The 14977-nt window shown below is 61.8% G+C and carries 17 protein-coding genes and 1 other RNA gene; 7 read left to right on the forward strand and 11 right to left on the reverse strand.

Annotation, left to right across the window (positions count from 1 at the left end; all coding sequences use genetic code 11):
• Positions 1–65 precede the first annotated feature (65 nt).
• Positions 66–425 (reverse strand): winged helix-turn-helix transcriptional regulator, encoded by a 360-nt coding sequence (locus tag ACSSVC_RS07765; protein WP_492612135.1) that lies wholly within the window; start codon positions 423–425, stop codon positions 66–68.
• 106 nt (positions 426–531) lie between these two features.
• On the opposite strand from ACSSVC_RS07765, the gene ACSSVC_RS07770 reads away from it, so the two are divergent.
• Positions 532–1548, forward strand: a complete 1017-nt coding sequence (locus ACSSVC_RS07770; protein ID WP_492612136.1) for a zinc-binding alcohol dehydrogenase family protein — start codon at positions 532–534, stop codon at positions 1546–1548.
• A 161-nt stretch (positions 1549–1709) separates the two neighbouring features.
• On the opposite strand, the gene ACSSVC_RS07775 is transcribed toward ACSSVC_RS07770, so the two are convergent.
• Both ACSSVC_RS07775 and ACSSVC_RS07780 read right to left on the reverse strand, forming a co-directional pair.
• A complete protein-coding gene (locus ACSSVC_RS07775) occupies positions 1710–2198 on the reverse strand; it encodes a hypothetical protein (protein ID WP_346633692.1) in 489 nt (162 codons plus the stop codon).
• Positions 2199–2283: 85 nt separating this feature from the next.
• Positions 2284–2754: a hypothetical protein gene (locus tag ACSSVC_RS07780; RefSeq protein WP_346633691.1), complete on the reverse strand. Its 471-nt coding sequence runs from the start codon at positions 2752–2754 to the stop codon at positions 2284–2286.
• Between the two features lie 365 nt (positions 2755–3119).
• On the opposite strand from ACSSVC_RS07780, the gene ACSSVC_RS07785 reads away from it, so the two are divergent.
• Positions 3120–3437: a hypothetical protein gene (locus tag ACSSVC_RS07785; protein ID WP_011059155.1), complete on the forward strand. Its 318-nt coding sequence runs from the start codon at positions 3120–3122 to the stop codon at positions 3435–3437.
• 47 nt (positions 3438–3484) lie between these two features.
• On the opposite strand, the gene ACSSVC_RS07790 is transcribed toward ACSSVC_RS07785, so the two are convergent.
• The gene (locus tag ACSSVC_RS07790) at positions 3485–4267 is read right to left on the reverse strand and encodes an AraC family ligand binding domain-containing protein (protein ID WP_492612137.1); all 783 of its coding nucleotides are present in this window, start codon (positions 4265–4267) and stop codon (positions 3485–3487) included.
• 115 nt (positions 4268–4382) lie between these two features.
• Between ACSSVC_RS07790 and ACSSVC_RS07795 the strand changes: the two genes are divergently transcribed.
• The 3 genes from ACSSVC_RS07795 to ACSSVC_RS07805 all read left to right on the forward strand — a co-directional run bounded on the left by ACSSVC_RS07795 (position 4383) and on the right by ACSSVC_RS07805 (position 7590).
• Positions 4383–5267, forward strand: a complete 885-nt coding sequence (locus tag ACSSVC_RS07795; RefSeq protein ID WP_346633689.1) for an EamA family transporter — start codon at positions 4383–4385, stop codon at positions 5265–5267.
• Positions 5268–5423: 156 nt separating this feature from the next.
• On the forward strand, positions 5424–7064 hold the full coding sequence (locus tag ACSSVC_RS07800) for an ArnT family glycosyltransferase (protein ID WP_346633688.1): 1641 nt from the start codon (positions 5424–5426) through the stop codon (positions 7062–7064).
• Between the two features lie 70 nt (positions 7065–7134).
• On the forward strand, positions 7135–7590 hold the full coding sequence (locus ACSSVC_RS07805; protein WP_492612138.1) for a GNAT family N-acetyltransferase: 456 nt from the start codon (positions 7135–7137) through the stop codon (positions 7588–7590).
• Positions 7591–7747: 157 nt separating this feature from the next.
• Here ACSSVC_RS07805 and ACSSVC_RS07810 read toward each other — a convergent pair whose 3' ends face one another.
• The 3 genes from ACSSVC_RS07810 to ACSSVC_RS07820 form a co-directional block, all read right to left on the reverse strand.
• Positions 7748–8803, reverse strand: a complete 1056-nt coding sequence (locus tag ACSSVC_RS07810; protein ID WP_346633686.1) for a YkvI family membrane protein — start codon at positions 8801–8803, stop codon at positions 7748–7750.
• Positions 8804–8905: 102 nt separating this feature from the next.
• Entirely contained in the window at positions 8906–9283 is a 378-nt protein-coding gene (locus tag ACSSVC_RS07815) for a RidA family protein (protein WP_346633685.1), read from the reverse strand.
• Positions 9284–9309: 26 nt separating this feature from the next.
• On the reverse strand, positions 9310–10446 hold the full coding sequence (locus ACSSVC_RS07820) for an NAD(P)/FAD-dependent oxidoreductase (RefSeq protein ID WP_492612139.1): 1137 nt from the start codon (positions 10444–10446) through the stop codon (positions 9310–9312).
• A 165-nt stretch (positions 10447–10611) separates the two neighbouring features.
• Here ACSSVC_RS07820 and ACSSVC_RS07825 point away from each other — a divergent pair, with 165 nt between their 5' ends.
• Positions 10612–11241: a helix-turn-helix domain-containing protein gene (locus ACSSVC_RS07825; protein ID WP_346633683.1), complete on the forward strand. Its 630-nt coding sequence runs from the start codon at positions 10612–10614 to the stop codon at positions 11239–11241.
• A gap of 98 nt (positions 11242–11339) precedes the next feature.
• On the opposite strand, the gene ACSSVC_RS07830 is transcribed toward ACSSVC_RS07825, so the two are convergent.
• Together ACSSVC_RS07830 and ACSSVC_RS07835 are read right to left on the reverse strand one after the other, a co-directional pair.
• Positions 11340–11777, reverse strand: a complete 438-nt coding sequence (locus ACSSVC_RS07830) for a GNAT family N-acetyltransferase (protein ID WP_221809598.1) — start codon at positions 11775–11777, stop codon at positions 11340–11342.
• Positions 11778–12070: 293 nt separating this feature from the next.
• The gene (locus ACSSVC_RS07835; protein ID WP_015634094.1) at positions 12071–12619 is read right to left on the reverse strand and encodes a GNAT family N-acetyltransferase; all 549 of its coding nucleotides are present in this window, start codon (positions 12617–12619) and stop codon (positions 12071–12073) included.
• A gap of 156 nt (positions 12620–12775) precedes the next feature.
• Between ACSSVC_RS07835 and ACSSVC_RS07840 the strand changes: the two genes are divergently transcribed.
• Positions 12776–13630, forward strand: a complete 855-nt coding sequence (locus tag ACSSVC_RS07840; protein ID WP_404938203.1) for a helix-turn-helix domain-containing protein — start codon at positions 12776–12778, stop codon at positions 13628–13630.
• 507 nt (positions 13631–14137) lie between these two features.
• On the opposite strand, the gene ssrA is transcribed toward ACSSVC_RS07840, so the two are convergent.
• Positions 14138–14531: a transfer-messenger RNA gene (ssrA, locus tag ACSSVC_RS07845) on the reverse strand.
• 88 nt (positions 14532–14619) lie between these two features.
• A complete protein-coding gene (locus tag ACSSVC_RS07850) occupies positions 14620–14907 on the reverse strand; it encodes a PA2433 domain-containing protein (protein WP_041115918.1) in 288 nt (95 codons plus the stop codon).
• Positions 14908–14977: the final 70 nt, after the last annotated feature.

Below are 14977 nucleotides of genomic sequence, written 5' to 3' on the forward strand. Positions count from 1 at the left end.
ACGGAGGCAACTCTTAACGAATTGTGAACAAGTAGGGGGAAAAGGTGCGGTTCGGTCTTGAAGACTCAGTCGGACCTGCTCGGGTGGTTTTGCTGTTGGCGGCTGATGCGCCCGCGGCCCCAGGCGGACAGCGCCTCGATCACCGGTTGCAGGGATTGCCCTTCTGCGGTCAGGCGATACTCCACCCGCGGCGGCACCTCGGCATACACCGTGCGCGACACCAGGCCGGCGGCTTCCAGGTCCCGCAGTTGCTTGGTCAAAAGGCGTTGTGAGATCCCCGGCAGACGCCGCTGCAGCTCGTTGAAACGCAGGAACTCGTTGGCCAGCAATTGATGCAGGACCACGCCTTTCCAGCGGCCGTCGATCAGGTCCAGGGTGACCTCCACCGGGCAGCCTGGAATGTCCTGGTAGTGCTTGTTCTTCATTGCCTGACGACCCTTTTGCGTAGCTGGTACGCAAAAGTACCGTACTTGTGCGAGTGGGGCATGAAGGATTTAAGTGTGCGCTTTGCGTCGTCAAGGAAGTGTTGCAATGAAGGCCATCGTCTACCTCAAAGGTTCGCACCTGTCTGATCCTCAAGCCCTCTGCGAGGTGCAACTGGAGCCGCCGCCACTGGAACCGCATGACCTGCTGGTGGCGGTTGAAGCGGTGTCGGTCAACCCCCTGGATACCAAGGTACGCGCCGGCAAGGTGGCGGTGCCCGACGGTGTGCGGACCCTGGGCTGGGACGCCAGTGGCGTGGTCCGCGCGGTGGGCAGCGCAGTGACCCTGTTCGCCCCGGGGGATGCGGTGTTCTATGCCGGCACCTTCACCCGGGATGGGGCCAATGCCGAGCTGCACCGGGTGGACGAACGCCTGGTGGGGCACAAGCCGGGCCGCCTGTCCTTCGCCCAGGCGGCGGCCATGCCACTGACCTCGCTAACCGCCTGGCAATTGCTCTTCGAGCGCCTGGGTCGGGTGCCCGGCGACCTCTCTGAGCAAGGCACGCTGTTGATTGTCGGCGGTGCCGGTGGCGTGGGCTCGGTGCTGATCCAGCTGGCGCGCCAACTGACCGGGATGACCGTCATCGCCACGGCTTCGCGGCCGGACAGCCGCCAGTGGTGCCTGGACCTGGGGGCTCATCAGGTGCTGGACCATTCCCATTCGCTGGTGGCGCAACTGGCAGCCCTCGACCTGCCGTCGGTGACCCACATTGCCGCCCTGAGCCACACCGAACGGCACTATGCCGAGCTGGCCGAGATCATCGTGCCCCATGGCCACATCGCACTGATCGACGATCATGAGTTCTTCGATGCGGTGCCGCTCAAGGCCAAGAGCGTGTCCCTGCACTGGGAGATGGTATTCACCCGCGCCCTGTTCCAGACCCCGGACATGATCGAGCAGCACCGGATTCTTGAGCGGCTGGCGCAACTGCTGGATCAGGGTGTGATTCGCAGCACCTTGAGCGAGGTGTTCAGCCCCTTCACCGTCGACAACCTGCGCCGGGCCCATGCCCGCGTCGAGCAGGGCGGCTTGCTGGGCAAGGTAGTAGTGGCCTGCGACGCCTAGCCCAGCGCCTCCTTGTAGGCGCTGGCTGGGGTGGCGCTGATCTGGTGTTGGCTTGGTAGGCGCTGGCTTGCCAGCGAAGGCCTCATCACGTCTGGCGCAGGGCCGGAGGGCCTCTTCGCCGGCAAGCCGGCTCCTACGGGAGGGGGGGCAGGGAGGGCTGATCAGCGCAGGTGGCGGCCGCTGCGCCACCAGAAGATACCTCCCAGAAAAGCCCCCGAGCAGCCGAACAATGGCGCCAGCGGCAGGTAGCGCGGCAAACCGTCGGGTAGCGGTTCATCCTCGTCTCGGTCGGTGTAGAAGCTGGAGGGGGCCAGGCTTGCCACCACGGGAATGGTCGGCATCGCCGCCAGTGCCCCGCAGAACAGATAGATCAGCACATTGCGCCAGGCAAAACGCTGGGCCAGCCAGAAGAACAGGGCGCAGGGCAGGGCCGTGATAATGCCGATCAGCACGCCACTGACGACCAGGGTCAGCAGGCCCACGAATAGCGTCTGGAGAATGATGTCTGCGTTCAACGAGCCGGCGCCGGCCAGCATTGCCAGCATGATCAGCAAGGCCAGGACCACGGCCAGGGCCGTGACACCGATGAAGTAGGCGGCGAACCAGTCTTCAGGGTGCACGGTGCGAAGGGCTGGAGTTTTTGCAGGCATGGGAGACATCGCTTCTTGAGGTGAGTGACAAGGCTGGGATCGTGGGCGCTTTCTTCGCCGGCAAGCCGGCTCCTACAGGAGGGAGTCAGCGCAGGTGCCGCCCGCTGAGCCACCAGAACATCGCTCCCAGAAAGGCCCCGCAACCAGCGAACAAGTGCGCCAGCGGCAGATAGCGCTCAAGGATGTTGACGCCGTACGGGAGGTTGAAAAAACCGGGAGACAGGCTCACCACCATGGGAATGGTGGGCAGGGCCGCCAGGGCTCCACCCAGCAGGTAGATCCACAGGTGGCGCCAGGTGAAACGCTGGGCCAGCCAGAAGAACAGGATGCAGGGCAGGGCGGCAACGACGCCTATCACGACCACGCTCACCAGCAGCACCACCACGCTGAAAGTCAGCGCGCTGGACAGCTCGCTCCACGGGTCCCGGCTGCTGATCTGCACGATCAGGTTGACCAACAGCGTCAGGACCACGGCCAGCGTCGCGACGCTGATGAAATAGGTAGCGACCCAATCAGAGGGCTGGACGGTACGAAGAGGTTTGGACGGCTGGGGCATGGGGGCAATGGCTTCAGGCAGAGGATGACCGGACCCAGGCTATCGGCAGCAAGGCGTTTTGATTGTGGAGTTTGCGTGGTTTTTTCGCGGTGAATACGCGTGACGGATGACGCCGGGGGAGCAAATCCCTTATACAGGCAGCGGCCCGTCGACAGTTCACGGGCCCGGTTTGCATCACCCACCCAGAAGGAGATGGACATGTTCAAGTTCCTGACTATGACCGAGTTGCCCCGTACCCCTGCGCATCGTGATTCAGGCTCCGTCAGCGGAGCGATCAATGCCTGGGAGCTGAAAAATCGGGCTCTCAATACGAAGGGGTTTGTCACATGTCCAAAGAATTACTCGGAGTTTCTGCTGTAGGGCTGATGGTGCTGGGCGAGTTCTGCGCCATCTACAGTGAAGTGGTGGTGGCGCGGCTGGCCCATTCCGGCAACACCTCGGGTGCCGAACTGGCGTTGCCGGTGCTGATCATGTGCCTGGGCGGTATCTGCCTGCTGGCGGCCTACTGGCTCGGCTATGTGGCGGTGGGTGATATCTGGATCATCACCGTGGTCTCGGTGACATCGCTGCTGCTCCTGGAGCCGCTGGTGATCTGGGCGCTGTTCCAGCAGGCGCCCGGGCGCGGTGCCTTGATCGGCTTTTGCCTGGGGGCGCTGGGGATGTTGTCTGCTGTGTTTCTGTAGCGGCGCGCAGGCCCGGCCTGGCAGGCAAGCTGCCGGGCCCGGGTCTTTCACACCCGGCCCTGGGCAAAGTAGCGACTGGGCGGCTCGCCCAATACCTTGCGAAACACACCGCTGAACGCGCTTGGGCTGCTGTAGCCCAGGTCGGTGGCAACCCGGGTGACGGGTTGTCCCTGGCCCAGGCGTACCACCGCTGCCAACAGGCAGGCCTGCTGACGCCATTCGACGAAACTGATGCCGCTGTGTTGCCGGAACAGGCGGGTGAAGGTGCGGCGGCTCATCCCGGCGCGCTCGGCCATGGCATCGATCCCCAGCTCCAGTGACGGTTGCTCCAGCATTTCCCGGCAGACCCTGGCCAGGCGCGGCTCGGACGGCAATGGGGCGTTGAGGCACAGTGCCGGCATGGCGGCGATTTCATGCAGCAGCAGGTTCATGAGCTGGCCCTGCGCGCTGTCCTCGGCGTAGAGGGCGGGGATGTCTACGGCTCGTAGCAGCAGCTGGCGCAGCAGTTCCGACACCTCCAGCACCTGGCAATGTCCGGGCAAGCCCAGGTTCTTCATGGCCTGAGGGCGCACATAGGTGTTGAGCATGGTCACCGGCCCGCTCATGTGCATGGCATGGGTCACCCCGGCCGGCACCCAAATGGCCCGCTGTGGCGGCACCACCCAGTTGCCCTGCTCGGTGTAGACGCTGATTACCCCGGTGGCGGCGTAGGCGAACTGCCCGCGTCGATGCTGGTGTTCGGCGAAGTGCTGGCCGTCCGCATAGTCGATGGCCGTGACCAGTGCATCTCGGGGGATGTTTTCGTAGGGGTCGATGTCGATAGGGTGCATGGCCCGAATTTACTGATAGTTGACCTGATACTGCAAGCGGGCCATGTCGTGCTCCGGCGATAGTTCGGCCCCGGCCGGGGATTTGCTCGCGGCCGCCTTTCCTGGACCGCGCGACATGCAGAAAAAACACCTGTTCCTGGCCCTGCTGGTAACGGCCTTGTGGGGCCTGAACTTCCCCATCACCAAACTCGGCCTGGCCAGTGTCGATCCGTTGCTGCTCACCGCCTTGCGTTTCACCCTGGCGGCACTGCCCTGGGTGTTCCTGGTGCCGCGCCCGTCAGTGGCGCTCGGCTGGCTAGCGGCCTACGGGCTGATTTTCGGCGTAGCCATGTGGGCGCTGATCAACCTGGGGATCGATCAGGGCGTGGCTCCGGGCACCGCTTCGCTGTTGATCCAGTTCAGCGCCTTTTTCTCCCTGGGCTGGGGGGTGTTGCTGTTCGGCGAGCGCCTGCGCCTGCAGCAGGTTCTGGCCACGGCCATTGCCCTGTGGGGGCTGCTGCGGATCATCGGCGACAGCCCCGGGCACGCCACCAGTCTGGGTTACGCCTTGCTGTTGGTGAGCGCGTTCAGCTGGAGTGTGGGCAACGTCATCATCAAGCGCTGCGGGGTTCGGGAGGTGTTCGCCTTCGTGGTCTGGGCCAGCCTGTTTGCGCCGTTGCCGCTGCTGGCGTTGACCTGGATAAGCCATGGGAGTGCGCCGTTTCTGCAACTGGCCGGGCAGGTGTCCGTCAGTGCGGCCTTGTCCCTGATGTTCCAGGTCTATGCCGCAACGCACTTCTGTTACTGGGGCTGGAACCTGTTGTTGCGTGAGTATCCGGTCTCCCGGGTGGCGCCCTTGTCGCTGCTGATCCCGGTGTTCGGCATGGCCGGTTCGGTGTTGATCCTGGGGCAGCGGGTCGGGGTCGAGGAGGGCATATCCATGGGCCTGATCCTGCTGGCGCTGGCAGTGGGGCAGTTCGACTGGCGCCGGTTTACGACCCTGCGCCGCAGCTCCGTGTAACCGCAGCCTCGCGGACTCGACAGCGGCAACAGTCAGCTGGGCAGAACGGCGTCATGGGGATTTTCATCCCTGTTCAGGCACCGTTCAGGGGCTGCGCGCGCAACATGTTCAGCCTTATGCCGCGCCCTTGGTGCGGCGCTTTCTGGTGGGGCGAAGATGGTTCGAGAAACGCGTTTAGGGATTGAGTCCTGGGGTATCTACCTGGTGGCCCTGCTGCTGTTCACCTTTGGCATCTGGGACGAGCAGCCCCAGGGCTTCGACGGCCGCTGGGCGCTGTTTCTGCAGGAGATGTTCCGCCACGGCGCGAGCCTGTTTCCGACCACTTACGGCCAGCCGTATCCAGACTATCCGGGCACCGCGACCTTCTTCAGCTACCTGTTCGCCCAGGCCTTCGGCGCCCCCAATCACCTGGCCAATATCCTGCCCACCGCGCTGGCCTCGGCCGGGGTGCTGGCGCTGCTGTATCGCCTGCTGGCGCCTTCGGGGCGCACCTGGGCACTGCTCGCGGTGTTGCTCACGGCGCTCACCAGCCAGCTGTTGGACAAGTCCCGCTCGGTGTGTCTGGACCAGATGGTTTCGCTGCTGTGCCTGGGCGCTTTCTACCTGCTGCACAGCGGCGAGCAGCGTGGCTCGCGGCTGCGGCCACTGATGGTGCTGCCGCTGTTCGTGCTGGCCTTCGCCATTCGCGGGCCCTTGGGGCTGGTGGAGGTCTGCGGCGTGGTCTGCACCTATTGGCTGCTGGGCGAGAGTCGTACTCAGGAGGCGCGCCGTATCTTGTTCAAGCGCGTGCTCGGCTACGGCTTCAGCGGCCTGCTGTTGCTGGCAGCCTGTTGGTGGCTGCTGCTGAAGCTGGCTTATGTCAGCGGCGGCGAGGCCTTTGTGCAGCAGGTCTACCACATGCAGGTGGGCGGGCGCCTGGATGAGAGTGGCGAGCCGTTCTACTTCTACTTCCAGTTGGCCCTGTACCGCTATTTCCCCGTGGTGCCCCTGGCCCTGGTGACGTTGTGGATGCTGCGCCGCCAAGTGTTCCGGCGCCATGCCGACCCGCAACTGCGCCTGGTACTGCGTCTTGGTGCCTGCGGCCTGATGATCCTGCTGGGCTTGTCGGTGCCACACTTCAAACGCGCCTATTACATCTTGCCCATGGTGCCGATGTTCGCCGCGGTGGCGGCCTATGGCCTGCTCATGATCCGGGGCAGGCTGGACAAGGTACGCAGCGCCTACCTGTGGCTGGTGGGGTTGCTGCCGGGGGTGTGCATCCTGGTGCTGTTCGTCCTGCGTCACAACTGGCACAAGCACGGTTACTGGCCGCCGGTGTCCATGCCGTTGCTGATCGCGATCTTCGCCGTGTTGCAGCTGCTGGCACTGTATGGCTGGCGCAAGACCCTGGGCAGTTTCGGACGGCGTCTGGTGCTGCTCAGCGGCTTGGCCCTGGCGGCGCAATGGACGCTGCTGGTGGCGGTGGTGGACCCGGCCAAGGATCTGCAGTTCGACACTAAGGCCTTCGTTTCCCAGGTTGAGCAGTTGCGCCAGGCGAGCCCCGGGCCGCTGGTGTTCTTCAACCTGGGCCAGGACACCTGGGCGGTGCGCTACATGATGAACCTGGACCGCGACGAGCAACCGCTGTTCGTCAGCGGCGACGACCCCGGGCACCTGGATGCGCTGCCTCACGACTCCTGGGTGATCATCGCGCGCAAGGACCGGGGGCTGCTGGATAACACCTCGCTGGAGAATCAGTTGCCGGTGTTCGAAGGGCGGCTCAACGACAACCCCTGCCTGGTGTTCCAGTTGCAGTAAGTGCTTGGCTGCGCGTGGGATGGGCCGTATTTTTGACCACTGCGATCAACGCGACAACCAAGGAGTGGTCATGGAATGTCAGGTTCGTCCGGCCGTAGCAGCCGATGCCGCGCGGGTCAGTCAGGTGATCCTGGCGGCCCTGCTCACCAGCAATGCCCAAGATTACCCTGCCAGTGTGATCGAGCGGGTCAAGGCCAGTTTCACCACCGATGCCTTACGCCAACTGATGCAGCGCCGGCAGATGTTTGTCGCCCTGGTGGACGGCGAGTTGCTGGGCACCGCCAGCCTCGACGGGCGCGCGGTGCGTTCGGTGTTTGTCGACCCGGCGCACCACGGCCATGGCCTGGGCCGGCAACTCATGGCGGCGGTCGAGCAGGCGGCGCTGGATGCGGGCTTGACCTCGCTGGTGGTGCCCTCGTCGGTCACCGCCGAAGGCTTTTATGCCCGTCTGGGCTTTGTCCGGGTGCGCGAGCATTACGAGGGCGAGGAGCTGACGCTGATCATGGAACGGGCCCTGTCCTTGTAGGAACGAGCTTGCTCGCAATGGGCGTTAACGATAACGCGGGTTCGCTGGGGAAATGCGGCGCTCTGGGGATTTTCGCGAGCAAGCTCGCTCCTACAGTGCCGGGTTGAACTCAAGGCACCTGGGATACGCCCCGGGTGCCTGCCCCATCGAACGGCGCCTACGCTACCACCACCCGCCGTGGTCGCAGCCAGCCGATCACCACCGCGGCAATCAGCAGGAACCCCAGGTAGCCGAAGAACGGATAGACCTGCCCCACCAGGCTGATAAAGCCCACCAGGCTGCCGACAAACGCCAGGACGCCGGCGGTTATCGAACCTAGGCGGAACTGTCGGGTGCCCGCTGGAAACAGCCGCGCAGAGAAGGAGTACAGGGTGCCCACGGCGGTGTTGAGGATCATGCAGAAGATGATCAGCGCCATCAGCAATCCAAGCGCCGGGGAGACTTCGCTGGCGATCGACAGCATGGGCATCGGCAGGTCCGCCACGCTGTCCAGGCGCGACAGCAGGCCTAGGCTCATCACCAGCATCAGCAGGCCCAGCAGGGCGCCGCCGAGGATGCCGCCCCACATTGCCTGTTTCTCGCCCTTGGCCGCGCCGCCCATGATTGCCAGGATCGGCACCCCGGCCACGATGTTGTAGGACACGTAGAGCAAGGCGCCCAGCAGCCAGTGGCTGGCGCCGGCTTCTTGCTTGGCCGCCAGTTGATTGAGTTCACCGAAGCTCAGGTCACGGGTGGCGGCGCCATACAGGGCCACGCCGACCGCGGTGATGATCAGGAAGGGCGTCACCGCGCCGATCATGCCGATGACCTTGTGCACGTCCAGGCACACGATGGCGACCACGATCAGGGTCACCAGCACGCTGCCGGCGATGGCCGGAATACCGAACTGCTGTTCCAGCAGGGCACCGCCGCCGGCCAGCATCACCACGGTCACGGCGAACATGAAGAAGGTAATCATCAGGTCCACCAGGGCGCCCAGGTGTTTGCCGCACAGGGCCTGCACCACGTCCTTGTGCGACGCCGCCCGCAGGCGGCTGCCCATGCTGGCCAGGGCCATGCCGAGGAAGGTGAACAGCGCGGCGCTGACCACCGCACCCGCCAGCCCCCAGACGCCGAAGTCGACGAACATCAACAGCAGTTCACGACCGGAGGCGAACCCCGCGCCGACAATCACACCGACGAAGGCGCCGGCGATCTTCAGACTTTCTTTCATGACGATTAGCCTCGATTTGTTGTTGTTATGTGGGGTGGACGGCCGCGTCATCTATTGGCGTGGCGGTCCTGGGCATCGCACTTGAGGGCTGGGGCGGGTGACTCAGCTTTCGCCGACCCAGGCCTGGACTTCGATCTCGACATCGACCCCCAGCGCCAGTTGGGCGCTGACGGTGGAGCGCACCGGGAAACCGTTCTTGAAGTGACGCTGGTAGACCTCGTTGAAGCCGGCGAAGTGCTGCATGTCGGTGAGCCAGACGGTGCTCTTCACGACTTGGTCGAAGCTGGCGCCGCACGCGGCCAGGGTTTCGCCGATGCGCGCCATGGCGGCCTCGGTTTGCACGCGGATGTCGCCGTGCACCACTTCGCCTTCGGCGCTCATCGGCACCTGGCCGGAGAGGAACAGAAAGCCGCCGACGCGGATCGCCCGGGAGAAGGGGTAGGGCAGGTGGCTGGGGTAACGCTGGATGTCATTGGACATGGCAAGGGCCTCGTGGGCTGGGTGGGTTAACGCAAGCGAGCGGGGGCCAGGGCCTGGGCATCGACGCCCTGGCTCAGCAGTTCTTCGGGGACCGGTTGCCCCAGCAGCAGGGCGCAGGCCAGTTGCGAGACGCCGGCCGCCGACTGGATGCCGTAGCCGCCTTGGGCGGCGAGCCAGAAAAAGCCTTCGCAGTTGTCATCCCAGCCCACCACCAGATCGCCGTCGGCGACGAAGGAGCGCAGGCCGGCCCAGCTGTGGCGCGGGCGGCGGATGCTCAGGGAGGTGACGTTCTCGATGTGGTAGATGCCAGTGGCGATGTCCAGTTCTTCGGGCATCACGTCCTGGGGCGGCACTGGGTCGGCATTGGCCGGGGAGCCGAGCAACTGGCCGGCGTCGGGCTTGAAGTAGAAGCTTTCGTCGATGCCGATCACCGCCGGCCAGCGGCTGAAATCTTCATCCAGCGGGCCGTCGAAAGTGAAGGCGCTGCGCCGGCAGGGCTGCAGGCCGATGGGGGCCACGCCGCACAGCTGGGCCACCTCATCGACCCAGGCACCGGCAGCGTTCACCAGATTGCGCGCCTGCAGGGAACGGCCATCGCTGAGGGTGAGGTTCCAGTGGCGGTCTTCGCGGTTGGCTTCGACGATCTGTATGTCGCACTCCAGCTGCCCACCGGCCCGGCGCATGGCCCGCAGGAAGCCCTGGTGCAGGGCGTGCACGTCCAGGTCCTGGGCGGCGGTTTCCAGCATCGCCCCGGCGACAGCATCGGGGCGCAGGCAGGGCACCAGGGCCCGGGCCTGCTCGGCCGTGATCAGGCGCACGTTGGCGGAGCGGGCGCGGGTTTCGTCGTAGGTCTGCTGCAATTGGTCCAGCTGTTCCTCGCTGGCGACGTACAGACAGCCACGGGGTTCCATCAGCGGGTGTTCGCAGAAACCTTGCGGCGGCCGCTGGTAGAAAGCCCGGCTGGCGCGGGTCAGGGCCTGGATCTGCGGGGTGCCGTAGGCCTCCATGAACATCGCCGCCGAGCGCCCGGTGGCGTGATAGCCCGGCTGCGATTCACGTTCCAGCACCAGCACGCTGGCCTGCCCGGCCAACCGATAGGCCAGGGAAGCCCCGGCAATACCGGCGCCGATGATGACGAAGTCGAAGCATTGGTTTGCGTGCATGCCGGGGTTCCTGAATCGCTGGGAAATGACAGGGGTTAAAATTCTCACATACGAGAAATGTAAGATATGAGAATTTTCCAGTCAACCCGGAGTCATGGGTTAATATTTCGCCACGTGCCCCGGCCAGCGTCGCGGTTGCCCTTATTTGCCAGACAGAGAGCCCCAATGAGTTCCGACCGAGCCCAGCCCGCCTCGAGCTCCCACGCCCATCCACTGATCGACCGAACCCAGGTCGGCGCCCGCCTGCGGACCATCCGCAAAAACCAGAAGCTGACCCTCAAGCAGCTCTCGGAACGCTCCGGCGTGGCGCTGTCGACCTTGTCGAAAATGGAGCTGGCCCAAGTCTCGGTCAGCTACGAAAAACTCGCCGCCGCGGCCCGCGCCCTGGGCGTCGACATCGCCCAACTGTTCACCCCCGCGCCGAACCTGACCCAGACCCGCAGCGCCCAGGTGCAACCGACCGTGGTCAGCACCACCATCGCCGACGCCCCCGGCTACAGCACCGGCAACTACGACTACCACCCCATGGCCGGCGACTTCCCCGGACGCAGCATGACCCCCATGTATGCGCGAATCTTTGCCCGCGAGCTGCAGCAGTTCGAGGATTACATCCGCCACCCCGGGCAGGAATTCGCCCTGGTGCTGTCGGGGCGGGTGCGGATTCAGTTCGAGACCGGGGAAGCCGTGAGCATCGGATCGCAGGAGACGGCGTACTTCAACAGCAGCGTCGGCCATATCTACCTGGCGGAAGGGGAGGAGGATGCGGAAGTGATGGTGGTGATGTCGGAGCGCTGAAGCCCCTGATCATCCTCTGCGCCCTCCTGAGTCATAGGCGGTTGGAGTTGAAGGTAATTAGAACTGTTGTGCAAAGCCCGGATTGTATTTGGTGCAGTTCAAATCCTGATCCTCGCCAGCATATCTTCGCCGTCTGCATCCATACCAACCTCGACAAACCCGAAACTGGAGTAAAACCCTTTAGCTACGATGTTGTTGGGGTTGTAGCAAATTTCAATTTCTTTCAAATCTGCGATCTGTTTTATTTCATGTAGGGCGAGGCCCAGCGCTACTCTGCCGATGGATTTCTGCTGATGTTGTTTGTCCACCATAAAGCGCCAGATAGAAACTTTGCCTTTTGACTCTTGTACCCACATAAAGAAGCCTACAGGCTCTCCATCCGCGATTATGGCGCGTGTGAAGTAACCTGGGTTGTACGCAGCCTCAACGAGCGACCAGGTATTACTTGCCACGTAGTCTTCCTGCTCTTCAGTGACCTCCAGTTCACAAATCGCTTCATAGTTTTTTTGCGTTACTTGGGTAAGTGAGATTTTCATAAGTCTCCTGAACTGGGGTGTTGATAAGGCTCAATTAACTTTCACGGGCATTCAGTTCCTCCTGCGCCTTCGCCAGCAGCGCGGCGAAAAGTGCGGCGCTGTCCTGCGGCAGGCTTCGCACTCTAGCTGTTGCAGTTCGCGGCAGTGCTGGGGCGGCGGGGGATTCCGGTTAGCTCTCCGTGCAGTTCCAAGTAAGGTTTGAACTCCTCTGCGGCGTTCGTGCGGTTTACGTCGTCACCAGACTGCGTCCGTCGGTTGTGGCCGCCGTACACCGGTACCTTTGGTTTGTGTCCTTACTCTTTCGTATGGTCCAGCCATTCTTGGTAGGTGATACGGCTAATGTGTTCTGTCCGATAGTCTTGGAGGAACTGGTTGTATTTGTTTTCTTCCGTGTGATGAAAGCGAAAGCCACACTTCGATTGAGCAGCATAGGACTGGATGTTGTTGGCGAAGTAACCACACCAAAGTGCTTTGAGATTCAGGTTTTCAAAGGCGTGTCGCATCACCTCACGCACGGCTTCCGGAGTCAGGCCTTTGCCCCAGTACGGCACACCGATCCAGTAGGCGATTTCACCTTCCTGCTCACTGATTTCAAAATTGCTGTTGCTGCCTATGAGAATGCCCACACAACCGACAGCACGGCGATTTTCCTTCAGTTCGACCGCGTACACCTCGGGGTGATTGAAGACCGTACGGATGATGTCGGCACTGTTCTCCACACTGGTATGGGGGGGCCAGCCAGCGATGGGACCGACTCGGGCGTCTTTGGCATATTCGTATAGATCGGCGGCGTCTGTGGCCTGCCAGGGGCGAAGCAAGAGTCGTTCTGTTTCAAGTGTCATGTCCTGTACCCGAATGGATTGGTTCGTTCGGGACAGAGTATTGAGAGACAGATCAGCGGTACACGCCAGTACCTCGGCTTTTTCGGTACTTTTCGAAACAGCTATGCCAAGCGGTGATAGGATTTTGGCTCTTGTTTGTAGTCGCGCTGGGTCACTATGCATCACATTCCGAAACTTTCCGCTCCTGACGACTCGATGCGGATGGGAGAAACCACGCTAGCGGAAGGGCAAGGTTTACCGCTCTCCTTCGGTCACGCTTACTTGACGCTACTGGTATGCCTCTGCGGTAGTGCCCACTTCACACTTAACTTCAAAGAACATGCGGTTAGGCGCGGTGCTGTGATGCTGCTGGCTGAGGACACTATTGCCTTGCTCAAACGTCGCTCGCGCCGCTTCAAGGTGTTTTTCTGCCTTATGCCGAAAAGTTTTGCCGCAGAGGTTGCCTACCCACTGCCCAATACCTTGTTCGTATTTCTGCATGACCATCCTCATTGCGTTCCATCCAAGGACGACATGCCGCTGATAGAGAGCTGGGTGACACAGATGCGGAACATTGCGCAGACCTGTCCCACCTACCAACGCATCATGTTGCGCAATCAGCTGCAGAACCTCTTTTTGAAAATAGCCGAGCAACTTCCAGCCAACCAGATAGAAAACAGGGGATTCAGCCGGAAGGAAATGCTCAGCTGGCGCTTCTGGGAATTGATAGGCAAACATTGTGTGCGCCACAGAGATGTGAAGTTCTACGCCGACGCACTGAATATCACGCCGTTCTACCTGTCGCAGTTGACCAAAGCGTTTTTCAATGACACTCCCAAGGGCCTGATCGATCGGCAGGTAACCTTGGAGATCAAGGCTCTTCTTTCATACAGTGACTTGGCTATTGGCCGTGTGGCCGACGAATTGAACTTCGTCGACGCGTCTTACTTGTGTCGCTACTTCAAGCGCCAAACGGGAATTTCGCTCTCCCGTTATCGTAAGCACAAGAGGGAGGAGGGGGGGCAGGACTGACCTGCGGTCGAAATGGAGGAGGGAAGGCGCACTACATTTTGATTACATATATAGCGTTCGCTTGAGGTCGGCTGCCGCATTTCGCAGCAAGCAGCATTCGGCAGACTCTGTTGAGAATCGGGCTGCCTAAACGGATTGAATAGTGACCGGTTAAAACGCTTTTTTTGCAAACGACTAACTGAATTCTGAGTTCGGAAGCCTCTGCCGAAGTAAAGAGTTCGACTTCGGACGCATAATTTTCTTCTGCAGGAACCATGGGCGACTTTTTCAACGGAGTCAGCCAAATGCAGTCACTCGAATGCGTCTACTAAACCAGGGCGGTTCAGCACTCCATGACATCATTCGGTACTCCAAAAACTACCCCTGAAGGGCTTGGAGTACCTTGTGGAATACAAGAAGGTGTGGATTTTGTCGGACGTCTGTGGACGCTAATAGACGCCAAGGCCCTGTATTTTCTGGATTTCAGGCACAAAAAAAGACGTCTGTGGACGTCTTTTCTTGTTCAGTTGGTGGAGCCGGGGGGATTTGAACCCCCGTCCGCCAGTACTCCGCTGTCGGTACTACATGCTTAGCCGTGTCTATTGAGTTAACCCTCAGCGACCCGACGGGCAGGGTGCTTTGGGCGAGTTGTGTAAGTTTTAGCCGCTTCGTCCACAACGTACTGCACGGCGATTCTGTTCTATATGACAATCATTTTGGGTTTACAGACATCCCCTGATGATTGCTGGACCCGAAGGTACCAGGGGGGAAGGGCTAAGGCTGCTTACGCAGCGAGAGCGTAATCCCCGTAGGTTTCGTCATTGGCAACTATAGGAAGTTGCAACAGTGGATTTACGAGTTCTGTTACCAACTCGGCATGCACCTAAAGTTTCGCAACCGGCGTCGAATCCTAAACGGCCCCGAACCTGTTGTGCATTACCAACAGGTGGGCGGAGTTTACGCTAACCGAGGCCAGAAGGCCAACCCGAAGGTTGGCCCAATGCATCGGCCTACTGATCGCCCTTTGTATTGTTCTGCAATTGCTGGATCGCCTGGGTGGTCAGGGAGATGCAGTTCTTGGTGCCTTCCTCGGTGCCTTTGGCGTGTTCGGCGGTGGCTTGCTGGACCTTGGCGTCGATGTCGCTGCTCAGGTCCGAGCTCATGACTTCGGTGCTGACTTTGGCATCCTTGATCTTTTGCAGGTTGATCTGGCACAGGTCCTCTTGCCCGGCGGCAAAAACCGGGGAGGCCAGCATCGCGGCGGTGATGAACAGTCCAGCCAGTGCAGAACGCTTCATGGTTATCTCCTTGATCGCAGGGGCTCGGTGCCTCCGGTCAATGGGGCAGGCTGCCGAGTGGGGCTAAGCC

The sequence above is a fragment of the Pseudomonas sp. E1BtOHC1 genome, from assembly GCF_058744285.1.

Bases quoted from the DNA above. Each gene is read 5' to 3' on its own strand.
- ACSSVC_RS07765 (WP_492612135.1), bottom strand. From the start codon at position 425: ATGAAGAACAAGCACTACCAGGACATTCCAGGCTGCCCGGTGGAGGTC.
- ACSSVC_RS07770 (WP_492612136.1), top strand. From the start codon at position 532: ATGAAGGCCATCGTCTACCTCAAAGGTTCGCACCTGTCTGATCCTCAA.
- ACSSVC_RS07775 (WP_346633692.1), bottom strand. From the start codon at position 2,198: ATGCCTGCAAAAACTCCAGCCCTTCGCACCGTGCACCCTGAAGACTGG.
- ACSSVC_RS07780 (WP_346633691.1), bottom strand. From the start codon at position 2,754: ATGCCCCAGCCGTCCAAACCTCTTCGTACCGTCCAGCCCTCTGATTGG.
- ACSSVC_RS07785 (WP_011059155.1), top strand. From the start codon at position 3,120: ATGGTGCTGGGCGAGTTCTGCGCCATCTACAGTGAAGTGGTGGTGGCG.
- ACSSVC_RS07790 (WP_492612137.1), bottom strand. From the start codon at position 4,267: ATGCACCCTATCGACATCGACCCCTACGAAAACATCCCCCGAGATGCA.
- ACSSVC_RS07795 (WP_346633689.1), top strand. From the start codon at position 4,383: ATGCAGAAAAAACACCTGTTCCTGGCCCTGCTGGTAACGGCCTTGTGG.
- ACSSVC_RS07800 (WP_346633688.1), top strand. From the start codon at position 5,424: ATGGTTCGAGAAACGCGTTTAGGGATTGAGTCCTGGGGTATCTACCTG.
- ACSSVC_RS07805 (WP_492612138.1), top strand. From the start codon at position 7,135: ATGGAATGTCAGGTTCGTCCGGCCGTAGCAGCCGATGCCGCGCGGGTC.
- ACSSVC_RS07810 (WP_346633686.1), bottom strand. From the start codon at position 8,803: ATGAAAGAAAGTCTGAAGATCGCCGGCGCCTTCGTCGGTGTGATTGTC.
- ACSSVC_RS07815 (WP_346633685.1), bottom strand. From the start codon at position 9,283: ATGTCCAATGACATCCAGCGTTACCCCAGCCACCTGCCCTACCCCTTC.
- ACSSVC_RS07820 (WP_492612139.1), bottom strand. From the start codon at position 10,446: ATGCACGCAAACCAATGCTTCGACTTCGTCATCATCGGCGCCGGTATT.
- ACSSVC_RS07825 (WP_346633683.1), top strand. From the start codon at position 10,612: ATGAGTTCCGACCGAGCCCAGCCCGCCTCGAGCTCCCACGCCCATCCA.
- ACSSVC_RS07830 (WP_221809598.1), bottom strand. From the start codon at position 11,777: ATGAAAATCTCACTTACCCAAGTAACGCAAAAAAACTATGAAGCGATT.
- ACSSVC_RS07835 (WP_015634094.1), bottom strand. From the start codon at position 12,619: ATGACACTTGAAACAGAACGACTCTTGCTTCGCCCCTGGCAGGCCACA.
- ACSSVC_RS07840 (WP_404938203.1), top strand. From the start codon at position 12,776: ATGCATCACATTCCGAAACTTTCCGCTCCTGACGACTCGATGCGGATG.
- ACSSVC_RS07850 (WP_041115918.1), bottom strand. From the start codon at position 14,907: ATGAAGCGTTCTGCACTGGCTGGACTGTTCATCACCGCCGCGATGCTG.